The sequence below is a fragment of the Lederbergia galactosidilytica genome (genome assembly GCF_017873565.1).
GTDB lineage: Bacteria > Bacillota > Bacilli > Bacillales > Bacillaceae_C > Lederbergia > Lederbergia galactosidilytica.
Window position 1 is genome coordinate 1 of record NZ_JAGGKH010000007.1, and the last position, 18,391, is coordinate 18,391.

General features: G+C 36.9%; 18 protein-coding genes. 3 read left to right on the forward strand and 15 right to left on the reverse strand.

The window, feature by feature from the left end:
- Positions 1-115 precede the first annotated feature (115 nt).
- From aroE to J2Z23_RS08760, 3 genes are all read right to left on the reverse strand, one after another.
- Positions 116-952: a shikimate dehydrogenase gene (gene aroE / locus J2Z23_RS08750; RefSeq protein ID WP_338018418.1), complete on the reverse strand. Its 837-nt coding sequence runs from the start codon at positions 950-952 to the stop codon at positions 116-118.
- A 228-nt stretch (positions 953-1,180) separates the two neighbouring features.
- Positions 1,181-2,290: a ribosome biogenesis GTPase YqeH gene (gene yqeH, locus J2Z23_RS08755; protein WP_057982990.1), complete on the reverse strand. Its 1,110-nt coding sequence runs from the start codon at positions 2,288-2,290 to the stop codon at positions 1,181-1,183.
- Positions 2,287-2,808, reverse strand: coding sequence for a YqeG family HAD IIIA-type phosphatase (locus J2Z23_RS08760; RefSeq protein ID WP_057982987.1), 522 nt, complete (start codon positions 2,806-2,808; stop codon positions 2,287-2,289). The genes yqeH and J2Z23_RS08760 overlap by 4 nt, the downstream gene beginning before the upstream one ends.
- Before the next feature lie 322 nt (positions 2,809-3,130).
- Here J2Z23_RS08760 and sda point away from each other — a divergent pair, with 322 nt between their 5' ends.
- Positions 3,131-3,277: a sporulation histidine kinase inhibitor Sda gene (gene sda / locus J2Z23_RS08765; RefSeq protein WP_057982985.1), complete on the forward strand. Its 147-nt coding sequence runs from the start codon at positions 3,131-3,133 to the stop codon at positions 3,275-3,277.
- A 37-nt stretch (positions 3,278-3,314) separates the two neighbouring features.
- Here sda and J2Z23_RS08770 read toward each other — a convergent pair whose 3' ends face one another.
- Positions 3,315-4,103, reverse strand: a complete 789-nt coding sequence (locus tag J2Z23_RS08770; protein WP_209973694.1) for a phosphatidylserine decarboxylase — start codon at positions 4,101-4,103, stop codon at positions 3,315-3,317.
- Positions 4,104-4,194: 91 nt separating this feature from the next.
- Here J2Z23_RS08770 and pssA point away from each other — a divergent pair, with 91 nt between their 5' ends.
- A complete protein-coding gene (gene pssA, locus J2Z23_RS08775) occupies positions 4,195-4,731 on the forward strand; it encodes a CDP-diacylglycerol--serine O-phosphatidyltransferase (protein ID WP_057982982.1) in 537 nt (178 codons plus the stop codon).
- 520 nt (positions 4,732-5,251) lie between these two features.
- Here pssA and J2Z23_RS08780 read toward each other — a convergent pair.
- On the reverse strand, positions 5,252-7,045 hold the full coding sequence (locus J2Z23_RS08780; RefSeq protein WP_209973695.1) for a M3 family oligoendopeptidase: 1,794 nt from the start codon (positions 7,043-7,045) through the stop codon (positions 5,252-5,254).
- A gap of 321 nt (positions 7,046-7,366) precedes the next feature.
- On the opposite strand from J2Z23_RS08780, the gene sigK reads away from it, so the two are divergent.
- Entirely contained in the window at positions 7,367-8,110 is a 744-nt protein-coding gene (sigK, locus tag J2Z23_RS08785) for an RNA polymerase sporulation sigma factor SigK (protein WP_174517067.1), read from the forward strand.
- A 73-nt stretch (positions 8,111-8,183) separates the two neighbouring features.
- On the opposite strand, the gene mtnN is transcribed toward sigK, so the two are convergent.
- The 10 genes from mtnN to alaS form a co-directional block, all read right to left on the reverse strand.
- Positions 8,184-8,879: a 5'-methylthioadenosine/S-adenosylhomocysteine nucleosidase gene (mtnN, locus tag J2Z23_RS08790; protein ID WP_057982975.1), complete on the reverse strand. Its 696-nt coding sequence runs from the start codon at positions 8,877-8,879 to the stop codon at positions 8,184-8,186.
- Between the two features lie 29 nt (positions 8,880-8,908).
- Positions 8,909-9,532, reverse strand: a complete 624-nt coding sequence (locus J2Z23_RS08795) for a YrrS family protein (protein ID WP_057982973.1) — start codon at positions 9,530-9,532, stop codon at positions 8,909-8,911.
- An 81-nt stretch (positions 9,533-9,613) separates the two neighbouring features.
- Positions 9,614-11,341 (reverse strand): peptidoglycan D,D-transpeptidase FtsI family protein, encoded by a 1,728-nt coding sequence (locus tag J2Z23_RS08800; protein ID WP_064467724.1) that lies wholly within the window; start codon positions 11,339-11,341, stop codon positions 9,614-9,616.
- A 415-nt stretch (positions 11,342-11,756) separates the two neighbouring features.
- Positions 11,757-12,233 carry a transcription elongation factor GreA gene (gene greA, locus J2Z23_RS08805; protein ID WP_057982968.1) on the reverse strand — a complete coding sequence of 159 codons (477 nt, stop codon included), beginning with the start codon at positions 12,231-12,233 and terminating at the stop codon, positions 11,757-11,759.
- Between the two features lie 189 nt (positions 12,234-12,422).
- Entirely contained in the window at positions 12,423-13,064 is a 642-nt protein-coding gene (locus J2Z23_RS08810) for an O-methyltransferase (protein WP_064467725.1), read from the reverse strand.
- Positions 13,061-14,230 carry an endolytic transglycosylase MltG gene (mltG, locus tag J2Z23_RS08815; RefSeq protein WP_318249318.1) on the reverse strand — a complete coding sequence of 390 codons (1,170 nt, stop codon included), beginning with the start codon at positions 14,228-14,230 and terminating at the stop codon, positions 13,061-13,063. The genes J2Z23_RS08810 and mltG overlap by 4 nt, the downstream gene beginning before the upstream one ends.
- A gap of 318 nt (positions 14,231-14,548) precedes the next feature.
- Positions 14,549-14,830 (reverse strand): DUF1292 domain-containing protein, encoded by a 282-nt coding sequence (locus J2Z23_RS08820; protein ID WP_057989136.1) that lies wholly within the window; start codon positions 14,828-14,830, stop codon positions 14,549-14,551.
- Between the two features lie 9 nt (positions 14,831-14,839).
- Positions 14,840-15,259 carry a Holliday junction resolvase RuvX gene (gene ruvX, locus J2Z23_RS08825; protein ID WP_057989138.1) on the reverse strand — a complete coding sequence of 140 codons (420 nt, stop codon included), beginning with the start codon at positions 15,257-15,259 and terminating at the stop codon, positions 14,840-14,842.
- Positions 15,260-15,262: 3 nt separating this feature from the next.
- Entirely contained in the window at positions 15,263-15,529 is a 267-nt protein-coding gene (locus J2Z23_RS08830; protein ID WP_057989141.1) for an IreB family regulatory phosphoprotein, read from the reverse strand.
- Positions 15,530-15,740: 211 nt separating this feature from the next.
- The gene (gene alaS / locus J2Z23_RS08835) at positions 15,741-18,365 is read right to left on the reverse strand and encodes an alanine--tRNA ligase (RefSeq protein WP_064467726.1); all 2,625 of its coding nucleotides are present in this window, start codon (positions 18,363-18,365) and stop codon (positions 15,741-15,743) included.
- Positions 18,366-18,391: the final 26 nt, after the last annotated feature.

The following is an 18,391-nucleotide window of genomic DNA, read 5'->3' on the forward strand; positions in this document are numbered from 1 at the left end:
ATTCATTTTGAGTCCTCCTTGGGTATCAATTAAGGGTCCTTTTTGCTGATCAGCTTTGGACACCTCGTATCATACCAAGGGGGCTCTTTTTTGTTCAACCCTCAAATTTCTTTAATTACAGGAATGCTCCTAATTGTTTCATTACGATTTCGGTCATTCTTTTTGTATTTGGCATTTCCCCTGTCCATTTCTCAAAGGCTAAGGCACCTTGATAGACGAACATCCCTAATCCATTTTGTATTTGGGCTCCTTGTTCTTTTGCTTGCTTTAAAAAAGCAGTTTGAAATGGATTGTATATTATATCAGATACAAAAGCTTGTTGGTTTAATCGGCTCAATGATAAAGGAGATTGATCGACATTTGGATACATTCCTATAGAAGTAGTTTGAATCACTAGAGTATACCCATTTAATTTATCTTCGGCTGCTGCAAAAGATAAGGCGGAAGAGTAGCCTTTATATGGACAACTTTCGATAAGGTTCAGCGCTCGTTCAACTGTACGATTACAAATATCGATATGCTTAATCCCTTTCGATAATAACGTATAAAAAATCGCCTTTGCCGCTCCTCCTGCTCCTATAATTAATACTCGTTCATCTCCTAATTCCTCTTTCCATTCCGCTTGTAAAGCTCTCATAAATCCTTCTCCGTCTGTATTAAAACCGACCCATTGATCGTTTTCCCTTACCACTGTATTAATTGCACCAATAGCTTGAGCTAATGGGTCAATTCGATCTAAAAAAGGAATGATCGCAGTTTTATGCGGAATAGTAATATTAAAGCCTTCTACCCCGATTGCTTTCATGCCTTTAATAGCTACCTCCAGGTTTGCTGCTTTAATATGAAATGGGTGGTAGTAAGCTTCCATCCCTAATTCTTTAAATTCTCGATTATGCATCACAGGAGATAGAGAATGTGCGATAGGGTCCCCAATCACCCCATATAGTTTCACCGTTAACATTCCCCCTTTTTTCTCTTTATTCGTTCGTGTTCAAAAAGGACTCGGCAGCTAAAAGCATTACCGTCAATCGCTACCGTCCGACACTAGTGAAACGTCGAAAATTCGTGGCAGGCTTGCACAAGATGTGCTAACTTCTACGTTGCCTACGGGATGTGTCGGACCTACTCGAAGACCCTTTAGCTAGCAGGTCATTTTTACCGTACTTTTTGAACAGCTCTATTAAATGAGTGATTTTCGCAATAATACACTGACGCCTTTCGGTACATAAGCTGCAACCTTTGCGCCGGCTTCTGGTACAGTTACCCAGCCCAACCCTGAAAAAACAATATCTGTTTTCCCCTCACGAATGGTAAAATCATGACGAACCAGCTTCGGAAACGTCTCAAGCTCATTTTTTCGTGGTGGTTGGAGCAAATCTCCAACATGATTCTTATATAAATCATCAGCTTTTTCTAATTTTGTGCGATGAATGTCTAGCTCGTTACCTATATAACAGACAAGAGAGCGACGTCCACCTTTTTCATAATCTAGCCTAGCTAATCCACCAAAAAATAAAGTTTGTTGTTCATTTAATTGAAATACTCTTGATTTTATTTCTTTCTTCGGTGTGATAATCTTCAAATCTTTTGCTCCTACATAATGAGCAATTTGGTGATGGTTAATAATTCCTGGTGTGTCAATTAATGATTGTCCATCATTTAAAGGAATCTTTATCATATCTAAGGTTGTTCCTGGGAAATGAGATGTTGTAATAAGATTCTCTATTTCTGCCGACTCATGCAAAATTCGATTAATTAATGTTGATTTACCAACATTTGTACAACCGACAACATAAACATCTTTACCATTTCGATAATAATCGATTTTTTCAAGTACTTCCTGAATCTGAAAACCTTTTTGCGCACTTGTTAAGAGAACATCAACAGGTCTTAGTCCTAACTGTTTTGCTTCACTCTTCATCCACTGAATCACTTTATTGGCTTTTACTGATTTGGGAAGCAAATCTGCTTTATTACCAATAAGTAAAATCGGATTTTTCCCCACAAAGCGATGGAGTCCCGGAAGCCAACTGCCATTAAAATCAAAAATATCAACAATTTTAACAATCAGACTATCTGTCTTACCCAATTGATTTAAGATATTCAGAAAGTCTTGATCAGTAAGTGATACATCTTGGACTTCATTATAATGTCTTAAACGAAAACATCTTTGGCAAACTATTTCCTCTTTTTCTAAAGACGAGCTAGGGGCATAACCGACTCCTTGCGGATCTTCCGTCTGAATCGTAGCGCCACACCCATAACAAATATATTCTTCGGTATTACTCAATTTGATTCCTCCCAATCAATCAAGCCTTTTCGCTTGAAACTAGCCATTATCTTTCGTTCGATTTTACGATTAAATTGAGTAAAAAATCCATCTGAACTAGCAACTGGAACTACTAAAATCGTGTGTAAACCTAAGCGATTCCCGCCCAAAATATCTGTTAATAATTGATCACCAATAATGACAGTTTCTTCCTTTTTTAAATTCATTGTTAGTAATGCTTTTTTAAAAGCTGAGCTAAGTGGCTTTCTCGCCTTTGAAATAAAAGGTATTTCAAGTGGATCAGAAAAAACTCTTACTCTTTCTTCATTATTGTTTGACACGATTGTAATTTTAATCTGATGTTGCTTCATTTCATTTAACCACTCAATTAATTTTGGTGTTGCGTTTGGTCGATCCCATTCAACTAATGTATTATCTAGGTCTGTAATAATACCCTTGACCCCTTTTTCTTTTAAAACGTGTGGCGAAATATGATAAATACTTTTGACATATTCCCCAGGCAGGAATTTTTTTAGCAATGATTTGCACCTCTATTAAAAATATATGTACATGTATCTTACCTAATTTTTGACAAAATCGCATCTTTTTTGTTAATACCAAATACTTTTCGACATTTTCTAACAATAGTTCAATTGTGGATAACTTTATTCACTATATTAAAGTTTATATATCAAGTCTTACCGAATTTATCCATAAGTTGCCCACAAGTTATCCACTTATACCTGTGGATAAAGGAACACTTGTTCCAAATATTTAATTTTGTTAAAGTAAATATAACGTTAGACAAGCTATTAATGGATAAAACTTTTTCAACTTAAAAATTGCTGGAGGTGAAAGCTGATGAATAAGCTATCAGACGAACTATTGATTGAATCTTATTATAAAGCTAAAGAACTCAAATTGAGTTACGACTTTATTCAGCTAATTGAAATGGAGCTCCACCGGCGATCACTAGAAAAACACACGCAAAAAATAACTTTAAACTAATGCAATGAAATTCAACTGATTTCCGCAAAGCGTCCAGTTATGGTCGCTTTGTTTTTATTTTTCCAATTGGCTCTCCATACTTCACAGGGGTCGGCAAAGCTTGCAACTTTGGTTCAAAAGCCGCTTGCGGAAACAACATTATCACCGTTGATCCAAAAGAAAAATAAGCCACTTCCTCGCCTTTTTTCCAAGTGTCATTTTGGTTGATCACTTGCACTGAATTGATCATCATTGCTCCCACTTTAACCATCGCTAAACGCATCTTCTCATGTTGTAATATCGTTATAATCCGATAATTGGTCGCTAATGTCGCTTTTCCATATTTCAAACCCAATGCATTAACCGGAAAAGATCGATTACCAAGACTGTATTGATTAATTTTCTTCCCCGCCAAAGGAGAATGTATTCGATGATAATGTGATGGACTTAAATATATTATCATATAAATTCCTTCTACAAATTCCTTTGCTTGCTCCTTACCACCGAGCATCTCTGCAATCGAATATTTTTTTCCTTTTACCATAATATCTTGGCTTAGGTCAACTTTTCCGATATCCTCAATCACACCATCCACTGGACTGATGACCGTATCATATTGATTATCTATTGGGCGTATACCAGCCTTCAATCTCCTCGTGAAAAAGGTATGCAAATTTGGATAAGAGTTCCATGAACCATCCATTTCATTCTGATTGATTCGGAAAACTTTTGCATATGGCTTAATAAATGGTTGACTTAAGCTTGATCGAGCAAATCGCGAAACAATACTTGAAAAAACAGGACCATTTGTCGCTCTAATCAAAGCTCGGTATAGTATCTCTTTCAAAATTTATTCCCCCGGCAAAAAATTTTGTTAACATTTTTATTGGAAAGTTTTATAATTATAAAGAAGACCGTATTTTAAAGGAGGTGCTGTAATGCTAACCAATGTAATGGATATGACAATTCGTTTATTAAAAGCCAATGCTGCAAATTTTTTAACTCTCATCAATTTAGGTTTAGGCGGATTTGCCATTATAGCCTGTATTAACGGTCAACTTCATTTAAGTTTACTCTTTATATTCATTGCCGCCCTTGCTGATCGATTTGATGGGATGACTGCACGAAAGTTTCATATTGAATCTGAACTAGGGAAACAACTTGACTCAATGAGTGATATTATTTCTTTTGGAGTCGCTCCTGCTTTGTTATTATATCAGGGAATTCTTCATATGTTTGGTTTTCCAGGAATATTTTTTACTATTTTCTATATCGCTTGCGGGGCTTTTAGACTTGCACGATTTAATATCACTGACAATAATGGTTATTTTACGGGACTCCCCATCACAGCCGCTGGATGTTTGCTTACATTAAGTTATCTTACTATTCCTTACCTACCATCACACTCTTTTATTCTGATAAGTTTTCTTTTATCCGTCATGATGATTAGTACCTTTACAATGAAAAAAGTTTAATAAAAGCCGGTTCATCTCGAAAGAGTTGACCGGCTTTTTCACTATACCTAATTAAATATGAAGATAGCTCAAGAAACTCATTGACTATATTCTGATTCACCTAGGTGGTATTGATGAGGCTCGGATGACCGTCCATCGGTATTGCGAAGTATAGATGTGCTAGTGCAAGCGGAAGACAGAACAGCGTTGCCTTGGCATGCCGTGAGGATGCGCCATGGACCGATGTTCCGTCAAATAGCCCTGAATCAACGAAGGGAAAGTCAGTCTTATATGATTCAACCGCCTTACGCATTTCTTGCCTGCCACAGTGCCAGTGCCTAGCGACTAGCAAATTTAAGGAAGCCAGGCTCATTCTTCGCTGTGTTTCCTTTCTTTCAGGCCAACAGGATGTTGGTCTAAATGGCGTTGCGACGGACAGGATATACTAGTGCAGACGAAACGACGGGAGGTCGCGGTTTGAGTCTGCGCACATCTTTAGCCGTTTATCCTCCGACAAATTCCTACATCGCTGAACAGCCGCTTACGCTTTTCTTGTCATTTGCATAAATTCCTGGACATCTTGGATGCAAAGTCGGATACCTTGTTCCCAAAAATCCTTTTTAGTTAAGTCCACATTAAGGTGTTTTTGAGCAAGTTCTTCTACTGTCATGGAACCAGTATCCTGTAAAAGTGCGATGTATTTCTTTTCATAGTTTTTTCCTTCTTTTAATGCTTTAGCGTAAATTCCCAATGAAAATAAATAACCAAAAGTATAAGGGAAATTATAAAATGGGACATCTGTTATAAAGAAATGTAATTTGGAGCCCCAAAATAGAGGATGATATTCTTTTAAAGCATCCCCATAAGCCTCTTTTTGTGCTTCTGTCATCAATTCGTCTAATCGTTTTTTACTAACAATTCCATTTTTTCGTTCCTCGTAGAAGCGAGTTTCAAATAAAAAACGAGCGTGAATATTCATTAAAAGGGCAACAGAGCGTTGGATCTTATCTTCCAAAAGAGCAAGTTTTTCATCTTCATTTTGAGCCTCTCTTACTGCAGCGTCCGCTACGATCATCTCTGCAAATGTCGAAGCTGTTTCTGCCACATTCATTGCATAATCACGATTGGCGGGATTCATTTCTTCTAGAACATAGGAATGAAACGCATGGCCTAGTTCATGAGCAAGGGTTGATACATTTCCGGGGGTTCCAGAATAGGTCATAAAAATTCTCGATTGCTTACTACTTGGGAATGATGTACAGAAGCCCCCTGGGCGTTTGCCTGGCCGATCTTCTGCTTCAATCCATCGTTCCTCGAAAGCCGTTTCTGTAAACCTTGGCAATTCATGTCCAAATTCACTAAAATGCTTTAAAATAAAATCTGCCCCTTCTTGGTAGCTATACGTTTTATTAGCTGTTCCAATCGGTGCATCTAAATCCTGCCAACTCAGCTGTTCAACACCAAGCAGCTCTGCCTTACGGTAAAGAAAGTCTACAAATGGTTGTTTATAGGCAGATATCGCCTCCCACATCACATTTAAAGTTTTCTCACTCATACGATTATATGTTAAAGCTTCCTTCAGAAAATCATCCCATTGTCTTTGGTTATAAACAGAAAGTCGAAAACCAGCAAGATGATTTAACGTATCTGCTAAAAGATCTGATTCTTGTTCCCATGCATTTTCCCATGCAGTAAAGATTTGTTGTCGCACCTGTGGATCAGAGGACGAAAATTTATTAGCCGCTTGTCCAACAGATAGTTCTGTTTTTACTCCATTTTCCTCAAAGGGAATCTTTATTTTACCAACAATCGTGTCATACATTTCTCCCCACCCATGGTAGCCATCTACACTTAGTGCGTGAATAAGAGCTTCCTGTTCTTTTGGTAATTTTTCAGAAGCTTGTTTTCTTTTCTCGTTCAGTACAAATTTAATTTCTTGAAAAGCTGGTTGCTTAAATAAACTTAGCCAAGTTTTTTCATCAATTGCAGAGATTTTTTCATCAAAAAGTGTATGTATTGACTCTAAATTAGCTTGTAATGTTGTCACAAACCCACGCAATTCATTAGCTTTTGAATCATTTGAATTTTGCGCCTGCAAACAACTTACAAATGCTCCCGCCTGTCCCATATTATCGTGGATTTTCTGTATTTTTTCTAACAATCCTAGTAGTGAGGTATCATTTTCATTTGTAGGAACCTCCCAATTCTTAACATCTTCTTCAAATTGAGATAATTGCTTTCTTAAGCTTTGTAAATGTTTTGCAAACTGTGGAGACTCACTTCCCCCTGAGAAAAAAACATCTAAATCCCACGTCTCTTCATAATTAGTTCTCAATAATACTCCTCCTATTTACCTTGACTTCCATCTTATTATAAAAGACTTATCCTATTTTTCATAATTTTAGAGATTATTAAGTGAGTGTTTAAAAAGAGGTTGAAAAGGAACGCATCGGCAAAAAAACCTGATGTCCTGCCTGTAACACCACCACTTGTAATCCTGTACATCGAAAATTCGAGGCGCAAAAAGCAAGCCAACAAAGAAATTTGCAATTTCATATTTTCACCGAACTTTTTGACCATCCTTTTAAGTTTTTGTGCGAGACAAGCAAAACTATTCAAGTGATCTCATATACATGGAATATAGGCAAAAGCGGAGATGGAGGTGAAGGATTTGTCTGGATTACTTACAGCGATTGGCTATTTATTCAAAGAGCTCATGTTCCTTGTTTCATATGTTAAAAATAACGCCTTTCCACAACCTTTGTCCCCTGAAAAAGAAAAACTTTACTTAGAACAAATGGCTGAAGGAGATGAAACGGCGCGTAATCTTTTAATCGAACATAATTTACGACTTGTTGCTCATATCGTGAAAAAGTTCGAAAATACGGGTGAAGATGCGGAGGATTTAATTTCTATCGGAACGATTGGATTAATTAAAGCCATCGAAAGTTACTCCTTTGGCAAAGGAACTAAGTTAGCTACTTATGCTGCCAGATGTATAGAAAATGAAATTCTGATGCACTTAAGGGCATTAAAAAAGACAAAAAAAGATGTCTCACTTCACGATCCAATTGGTCATGATAAGGAAGGTAATGAAATATCGTTAATTGATGTTTTGAAATCAGAGCTGGAGGATGTCTTTGACACGATTCAATTAAATATGGAATTAGAAAGAGTAAAAGAATATATTGATGTTTTAGATGAGAGGGAAAAACAAGTAATTGTCGGTCGATTTGGTTTGAACTTAAAAAAAGAACGAACTCAAAGAGAAATTGCAAAAGAGTTAGGTATATCGAGAAGTTATGTGTCACGTATCGAAAAACGAGCACTGATGAAAATGTTCCACGAATTTTACAGAGCTGAAAGGGAAAAACTTAAAAAGACACAAGACGATGATTAAGGAATCAATCAATAATTAGATCCTTTCCATAACAATGAGGGCAATCAAAGCGATTGCCCTCGTTTAAAGGTTTTTAGGAAATACTTTTGATCATTTCGACCACAAGCTTGGCCGAATGAATTGCCGCCGTTTCAAGGAATTGATCAAATGAAATATTTGAATCTTTCCCAGCAATATCAGATAAAGATCTGATGACAACAAATGGTACACCAAATTGCCATGCTACTTGTGCGATGGCGGCCCCTTCCATTTCTACGGCATAAAGATCATGAAATTGTCCACGAACGAATTCTACTCGATCAGGATCATTCATAAATGAATCTCCAGTCGCAATAAGCCCTTTTGCTGTCTGAATGCCCTCAAGTTTCTCCGCTGCTGTTACAGCCTTCTCTACGAGTAAAGGATCTGCCTTAAAAGCCGGTGGCATCTGTGGAACTTGACCATATTCATATCCAAAAATAGTTGCATCAACATCATGATGGCGAACCTCGGTCGAGATAACTAAATCTCCGACATTCAAGTCTGGATGATAACCACCAGCTGAACCTGTATTTATGACAATATCAGGATTATATCGCTCTAATAAAATTGAGGTTGACATCGCAGCATTCACTTTACCAATACCTGATTTTAATAAAATCACTTGCTTGTCTTCAATTTGACCAACTGTAAACTCACAATTAGCAATAATTTCCGCTTTTACATTGACCATTTGTTTTCTTAATATAGATACTTCTTCTTCCATTGCCCCGATGATTGAAATGATCATCTTTTATCCAACCCCATTCCTACACTTTCTTATTCTTGACCTTTATCATTTTCGATCAATTTCTTCACTTCTGTTGGTTTCCAACCCTCGCCGTCAACCCACTCGAGATAAACTCTATAAGCTTCATTAGGCTTACTTGATTCAGATACTGTCATGATTGCTTGACTGTCTGGGTTAGCCCCACCTTTAGTCCACCAATTCGTCATATTTTCTGGAGAAATACCAATGGCATAAGCAGCAGCCTTTTCTTTCTCATTCCAATCAATTGATCCCATCTGATAAGAGGATTGATGACCAGTTTGCTCTGTGCCCACCGGCTCCCACGCAGGGTCAATGATCACTTTTTCAACATTTTGTTCATCGCTTTCCTTTTCTACTACTTCCTGCTCATCTGACTCCTCATCTGTTTCTTCCTTTTCGTCTGTTGTATCTTGCTTATCACTAGATTGTTGTTTTTCAGCAGTTTGGGCTTCCGTTTTAGCGGCTTCTTTCATTTCTTTCTCCGTCTTACTGTCAGTTAGGAATATACTTCCACCGACTATAAGAATAAGTATGAGCACGATCGCAATCAATGTATTTAAGATAATATTTGTCTTTCTTCGCTTTGCACGCTGCTCGTAACGTGAATTGATACGGTCAAATTTATCTGGCATATAATCCACTCCATTTCCATTGTCTTTATCATATCACGGACGGGAAAAAACGTGAATTAAATTTATCTTTATATAATCATTCTATTGTTCCTCTTCATGGACCATTTCAACTAAATCAGCAAAAAGATTCGTAACAGACCCATCATCCTCTTTTACACCTAAATTAACTGTTACAAGCGAATATTTAGGGCTTTCAAACGGGAAATAACCAGCAAACCATTTATTATATAATTGCTGTCCTTCAGATTCTATGCCAGTTTGTGCTGTTCCGCTTTTCCCCGCTACCTCATAAGGGAGAGTTTGAAAATAAGCGCCAGTTCCCTCTGGGTCTGTTACAACCCTTCTTAGTAATTGTTGCATTTTTTGTGCAGCGGCAGTTGAGATCGATTGTTTCCGCTTATCTTGCTCTGGGAATTCAAACATTGTACTACCATCAGCATATTGAATCTCTGTTGCGACTCTAATCGCTTTTCCTTGTCCGCCCCTGGCTATGGTCGCCAACATATTTGCTACTCCAAGCGGTGAGACACGAACTTCATGCTGCCCAATCCCAGTTTGCGAAATAAAATTATGGTCAACTTGATTATCTTCCTGCAAAAATATCCTACCAGTTGAGGCATTAAATTGCTTGAAGTCTTGAAGATAAAAAACATCTCCTTCCCAACTTTGTGATCCTATTAGACCCAATTTCTCAGCATAGTTTTGTAATAAGTGGGGATCTTTATCTTGGATTTTATTAGCAAGTTCGGCAAAAGTACGGTTGCAACTGCGTGCAAAACTATCTTCTAAATTTAACTCACCTAATGAGCGAGACGCAATATTTCCTCTAATATCTAAATCACAATTAAAATGATCTGAATTACTAATCAACCTTTCTTCAATTGCTGCTGTAGCAACAACTGTTTTAAATACGGACCCAGGAATATGAGCTTCAAACATTTGGTTTATCGCCCCTTTATCATCAAAAGGCCTTTGACCATTTAAAGCAGGGCGAGAGGCATTCGCAATAATTGCTCCTAACTCTATATCTAATAAAATTGCGCCACCATTTTCAACTTGATGTTCTTCTAATATTGCTTCCATTTTTTCTTGTAATGTTCGATTAATTGTCGTTTTTACATTGAGAGGATAATAAGGGTTATTCTCACCTGTATATTTTACATCAACTCCAAACAATGGATTCCCAATCGCGTCTACGTGAAAAATTAATTTAGTTGGTGTATCAGGCAATAAAAACTCATCAAACTGCGCTTGTAGCCCAGTAATACCTATTTTTAAATCACTCATATTTTTATCCGGATATCTATCTTTGAGTTCTCCATTATTTTCACCAATAACGCCAATTATTTGAGCTGCTGGCAAAGAATCTGGGATCCATGTGCGTTTCAAGGGAATAACACCAGGAATGTTTAATTCATTAATTTTGTTTGCTTGTAATTCAGTTAATTCTCCATAAATAAAAGGAGATTTAGCTTCTGTTATTTTTGCTGTTAGTTGATATGGTGAAACTTGAAGAATTTCAGCTACCCCTTTTTCGTCCCATTCGATCCCTTTTAAAAAAGGAAATAAAACAAGTACCATTTCTTCGCGATGTGAAAGTGGTTTACCTTTTGAATCTAAAAATAGACCTCGACCATCATCAATTAATACCTGCTGTGTTCTTTGCTTAACACTTTCCTCATAGAGATTAACTTCGTGCTTAGAAAAATGTTCCGTTTGAAACAATTGGATTTGCATTAATCTTCCTAATAATAGACCTAATCCTAATAAAATACTTATTGATAAAAAAACAACACGCTTCTTACTCATACAACCACCTCAAAAACAGTGTTGCCTTTTTTACAATTTATCAACCTACTGATAGAAATTAGGCTAAAATTGAAAATTTTTGCCATAAAGCTTTTGTGGGCTTCTAAAACAAGTTAAATTTAAATATTCAGTTTGTGTGAGTAGAAGCCGTTTTTAAATAATCAGGTTAAATAAAAAGAAACACAGGTTAATTTCGGCCTGTGCTTCTTTGTGAATCATAGTGTCATTATAAATAAATTCCAACCAATGGGTAATCGTCTGTTCTCGTCTCAACGGATTACAAACTTTCGGTACCTACTCTCCTTTGGAGCAGTGTAGCAGGTACGAGACTCACTGGAAACAACCTAGCTCTATTTGCCCTTCTAACCATACACTTGTAAATATTCAGCGATACAATAGGCGCTTGGCTTTTGTTCTATTTAATAGAGATAAGTCTTACTTTCATTTCCCCACCAGGAGTTTGAACATTAACTTCTTCTTCTACCTTATGGCCTAATAAACTTTTAGCAATTGGAGAATCATTTGATATTTTTCCTTCAAATGGATCTGCTTCTGCACTTCCAACAATTGTATAAGTTTCTTCATCACCATCAGGAAGTTCAATGAATGTAACTGTTTTCCCTAATGTAACAGTATCCGAATTTAGCTCATCATCTTCGATAATTTTTGCATTACGGATCATATTTTCTAGAGTTGTGATACGGCCCTCAACAAAAGCTTGTTCTTCTTTTGCAGAATCATATTCAGAGTTCTCCGATAGATCCCCAAAACTCCGGGCAATTTTAATTCGTTCCACAACTTCTTTTCGTTTAACCGTTTTTAATTCTTCCAGTTCTTGTTCAAGTTTTTCTTTACCTGCTTCTGTCATTGGGTAAACCTTTTCGACAGCCATTCCCTTCACTCCTTATCTGTTTAAAGCCTCTAGACATTAATTTTTGCATGTATACATGATAACGCGCCTATTTAGAGGCGCGCTTCTCTTCATGTGAGTACATATATAGTATCTATGTTATATTATTACAAAAATGACTTTTGTTCAAGATAGGCTTATCTTTACACAAATACAAATGATTATCAATATTTATATTTTCCGACTCACCGCCAAGCCATCTCCAACTGGAAAGACGACTGTATCATATTGCTTTTGGCTTATAAGCCATTGATTAAAATTTGCCAGCTTTTCTGCTATTTTAGCCAATCTTTTATTTTCCCCAGCAGTAGGGTCAGCTACTAACCCTCTGAATAAAACATTATCTACGTAAATACAACCAGAGGCTGCTAGCAAACCACTATACATTTCAAAGAACTTTTTATATTGTCCCTTTGCCGCATCAATAAAAATGGCATCAAATGGGGCGAATTTGCTAACATCTTCAAAGACTTCTAAGGCATTCCCATGTATGATGGTAATTCTCTCATCGCTACCAGCTCGTTGGATATACTGCTGGGCTTTCTTCACCTTTGATTCATCAATTTCTATTGTTACAATCTCGCTGTTCGGTACAGCAGCTGCCATTCGAAGAGCAGAATAACCAATAGCTGTTCCTATTTCCAAAATACGTTTTGGTTTTTGAATCTTCATCATCTGTAACATCACTTGTATGCCAGTTGCTTCCATAATGGGAACATGTTCCTCTTTTGCATATTGTTCCATCTCATAAAAAATATTGGGACGATCGCCAATAAGAGACTGGAGATAGTGTTTTACCGATTCATCTATCACTCCGAAGCTTCCTTCCTTTTATCTGTAATATGTTTTTTCTTTAAAGCATTATGCTCCTCTAATGTTTTTGCAAAATACACATCCCCTGTCCCATATTCCGCTAAAAAGTAGAGATAATCCGTATCGGCAGGGTTCAATACAGCTTCTATAGACTCCTTGCCAGCATTTGCAATTGGTCCAGGTGTTAATCCCTTATGAATATACGTATTGTACGGTGATTCAACTTTTAGATCTTCATACATTGTCCTTACTTGGTGTTCCCCTAAGGCATATGCTATTGTTGGATCTGTTTGTAGGGGCATATCTTCGTCTATTCGATTAAAAAAGACACTAGAGATCTTTTGGCGATCTGCCTTGGCTGTAGCCTCTTTCTCAATTAAAGAAGCCATTGTTAATAATTCATGAACACTCATTTTTTTCTCAGTAAGTGCTCCATCATAGGAAGCTAATACGATTTGCGTTTGTTTGATCATTGGATCGATAATAGCTTCTAGTGATGGTTTTTCCTCATAAAAAGAATAAGTTGCTGGATAAAGATAGCCTTCAAATGGATGCTTAATATGAGCAGCTTTCATATCGTCTGTAATAATTTCCGGATATTTATTCGCAAATTCATCCACTGTTTTCGGATCATCTAATTTCTCCATAATTTCTTTCGCAGAGTAATCCGTTTGTTTAGCTATTAAATCCGCAATTTGCTCTAGTTGATATCCTTCAGGCACGGTGATCTTAAATACTTCTTTATTAACTAATTTTCCTGACTGAAGAGCATTCGTTATTTCAGCCAATGTCATGGAAGGTGAAAATTTATAATTGCCCGCTTGGAATCCGGATATGTTATTAAATTTTACATAGTATTTAAAAATTGTTCCATTTTTAATAATTTTCTTATCTTCCAATAATTTTCCAATCGAGGTAGTTGAGGAACCAATAGGGACTTCAATTTCTTTTTGCTTTTGATTTTCTGGGTCAAGTGGTTTTAATGCGGAATCAATATACAGATATCCCCCTAAAACCATTCCCCCAACAACCAATACAAGAACCAGTGTGATAATGGCTACAATTTTCCTAATGATTCTCGCCTCATTTCCTCTCTCTATTAAATTGTTTTTAATCATCGTTTTTTTCGTTAATTTATTGTTTTTCTCGCGACTTTTGTCCGCCACGCACAATCCCCCTTATGAAGCAGAAAAGCTACTCTATCTTTTTCTCGTCCATTATACTACAAAAAATGTCTAAATTACTCGTAAAATAAAATATAGCGTAAAAAAGAGGAGTATCTAGAGATTTTTTAATAAACGAATTCCTTCAAAGGGATGGTTATCATACGTCATTCTATATAGCGTGAAACCTCCACTTATGTATAGATAGCATAGAATATTAATTTACACTCTCTTGCAAAATTAAATAAATTAAAGAGATGGGCCTAGTCCTTTAATAAGAGCTAGGCCCATCTCTATCAATATTCGTAAATCGGGGTCCTTCTATTCCTCTTCCTCAAGAAATGTATTTAACATTTCTTCAATCATATCCCATTCTGCGTCTGTTTCAATGGGTTCAAGATTTCCGCCATCTGTGTCATCATTTTGATTATAAGCAGATGCATGAATCTCAATATCTTCATTTTCATCCTCGTCAGCCCCTGCGGGGAAGTAGAGGACATAAGATTTATTAAATTCCTCTGAGTCAAAGGTAAATAAAATCTCATGTAACTGCTCATTTCCATCTTCATCTACAACTGTAATAAACTTTTCACCGTTTTCCATATTTTCACCTCATAATTGTTGGCTATCTAAATAACCTTGTAGTATCATACTCGCAGCCATTTTGTCGATAACCTTTTTTCTTTTCTTTCGACTTACATCTGCTTCAAGTAATACGCGCTCCGCCGCCATAGTGCTTAAACGCTCATCCCATAATAAAACTGGTAACTGGAAATTATTTTCTAATTTTTCCGCATAGGATTTTGAAGCTTGTCCTCTTGGACCAACTGTGTTGTTCATATTTTTCGGGAAACCAACAACGATTTTTTCCACATTGTATTCCTTAATGATTTGTTCGACTCGATCAAAACCAAAATTGTTTTTCTCCTCATCAATTGGGATGGTCTCTATCCCCTGAGCAGTCCATCCCATTTCATCACTAATCGCAACTCCTACTGTCTTGGATCCCACGTCTAAACCCATGATTCGCATATATTATTCCTCTCGATGTTGCTTTAAATACGATTTAACTAACTCTTCAATAATTTCGTCTCTTTCTAGCTTACGCATCATATTCCGTGCATCCTGATGGCGTGGAATATAGGCTGGATCCCCAGAAAGTAAGTAACCAACAATTTGATTAATTGGATGATACCCTTTTTCTTGAAGAGCTCTATATACATGTAATAAGACCTCTTTCACTTCCTGCTCCATTGGATCCTCATGAAAATCAAAGCGCATCGTTTTATCAAAAGAGCTCAATATATAACACCTCTCTTAAGCCATACCATTAGAGTGTGTTCAAAAATAAAGATTAGGACTAAGTTGTTCGCGACAGCAACGGACTCCCTGTTCAATCGACATAGAACGAGTCGATACTTAGCCAAAAATTCCACCATATTTTTGCACACTCTCTTATAGATAGGCCCAATTGTTAAAGATTACCTTTATTGTACATGATTTCGACTTGGAATCAAACGGATTTAACCCAATCTTTGACATAGTGTAACGCTTCTTCCAATTTTTCGGGTTTTTTCCCACCAGCTTGAGCCATGTCTGGACGGCCTCCACCGCCACCACCACAAATCGCTGCTACTTCTTTAACTAATTTACCGGCATGGTATTTTTCAGTTAAATCTTTTGTGACGGCCGCAATAATATTAACCTTTCCATTTTGGCTAGAAGCTAGCACAATAATCCCTGATGATATTTTTTGTTTTAGATCATCTACAGTGGTTCTTAAAGTATTCATATCTGTTGATTGAACTTGGTTGACTAAGACATTTATCCCTTTAATTGTTTCAACTTGATCAAGCATTTTACCTGCTTCTTGATTCGCCATTTTAGCTGCCAAAGATTCATTTTCTCGATGAACATCTTTTAATTCACTTAGCAAGGACTCTACTCTATGAATAAGATTAACAGGTTTAGTTTTCAAGAGCTCTGCAATTGTATTGAGCTTTTTTAATTCGGCATTAACCATTTCATAGGCAGCCTTGCCTGTTACAGCTTCTATTCTTCGCGTTCCAGCTCCAATTCCACTCTCAGACAGAATTTTGAAGAAGCCGATGGAAGCACTATTTCTAACATGACATCCACCACATAATTCAAGACTATAATCACTGATTGAAACAACCCGAACTACTTTACCATATTTTTCTCCAAATAGAGCCATTGCCCCTTTTTCTTTCGCTTTTTCAATCGGCATTATTTCAGTTGTTACTGGTATTGATTCCCAGATCTTCTCATTCACAATATGTTCAATTTCTTCCAATTCATTTGGTTTTACTTGACCAAAATGTGAGAAATCAAAACGAAGGCGATCAGGACCAACATAAGATCCAGCCTGATTAACATGCTGACCAAGAACATCTTTTAGAGCTTGATGTAACAAATGGGTAACAGTATGATTTTTTTCAGTTTGTCGACGCATTACTTCATCCACTTGAGCATGCACAGTCATCCCTTCGCTTAGGACTCCTATTTCTACTTTTGCTTTATGAAGATTTTGTCCGTTTGGCGCTTTTTGAACTTCTGTAACTTGAACAAGAAGACCTTCAGCAATTAACTGGCCATGATCCGCAACTTGACCACCGCTTTCCGCATAAAAAGGTGTCTTTTCAAGGATAAATTCCACTTCATCCCCAGCTTCAGCAGATTCTACTAACTCACCATTTTTGACAATTGCTTTAACAATTGTTTCCACTTCTAACTTTCCATAGCCAATAAATTCGCTTGCTACATTCAAATCACTTAATATACCACCTTGAACATGCATTGATGCAGTATCTTCACGAGCAGATCGGGCCCTTTCTCTCTGCTGCTCCATCGCCTTCTCAAAGCCAGTATGGTCAATTCCCATCTGTTCCTCCTCGGCGTACTCTTCAGTTAATTCAACCGGGAAACCATAAGTATCATAAAGTTTGAAAACATCTGAACCATCGATTACCGTTTTGCCTTGTTCTTTTGCCTTACGGATCATAGTCGATAAAATCTCTAACCCATCATGCAATGTCTCGTGAAAACGATCTTCTTCATTTTTAATTACTTTTTGGATAAAGTCTGTTTTCTCTATTACATTCGGATAGTAATCCTTCATAATCCCGGCTACAGTTGGAACTAACTTATACATAAATGGCTTTTCAATTTGGATTTGTTTCGCATATCGTACCGCTCTTCTCAACAAGCGACGTAATACATAACCCCTACCTTCGTTAGAAGGTAATGCTCCATCTGCAATCGCAAAACTGACGGTACGAATATGATCCGCAATGACTTTAAAAGCTGTTCCTGTAGATGTATCATAAGTTTGCCCAGAAATCTTCTCTGTTTCATGAATAATAGGTAAAAATAAATCTGTATCAAAATTTGTTGGAGCATTTTGGATAACAGAAGCCATTCTTTCCAAGCCCATTCCAGTATCAATATTTTTCTTTGGTAGAGGAGTATATGTCCCGTCAGGGTTATGATTAAATTGTGAAAAGACTAAATTCCAAATTTCTAAATAACGTTCATTTTCTCCCCCTGGATAAAGTTCAGGATCATTTGGATCATCCCCATATTCAGGGCCGCGATCATAGAATATTTCTGTATTGGGGCCACTTGGACCTTCCCCGATATCCCAAAAGTTTTCCTCAAGGCGAATAATTCGTTCTTCTGGCAAACCAACTTTATCGTGCCAAAGAGCAAACGCCTCATCATCCTCAGGATGAATCGTTACTGATAACTTTTCTTTCTCAAAACCAATCCATTTCGGATCTGTAAGAAATTCCCAAGCCCATTCGATTGCTTCTTCTTTAAAATAATCACCAATAGAGAAATTCCCTAGCATTTCAAAAAAAGTATGGTGTCTTGCTGTTTTCCCTACATTCTCAATATCGTTTGTGCGAATTGACTTTTGCGCATTTACAATACGGGGATTATCAGGTTTTACCCGACCATCAAAATATTTTTTTAATGTCGCTACCCCACTATTAATCCATAATAATGTTGGATCATCATGAGGTATTAACGATGCACTCGGTTCAACTTTATGACCTTTTTCTTGAAAAAAATCCAAATACATCTGCCTAATTTCTGCACCAGTTAATTGTTTCATTTTTTTTCACTCCTTAAAAAATTGGT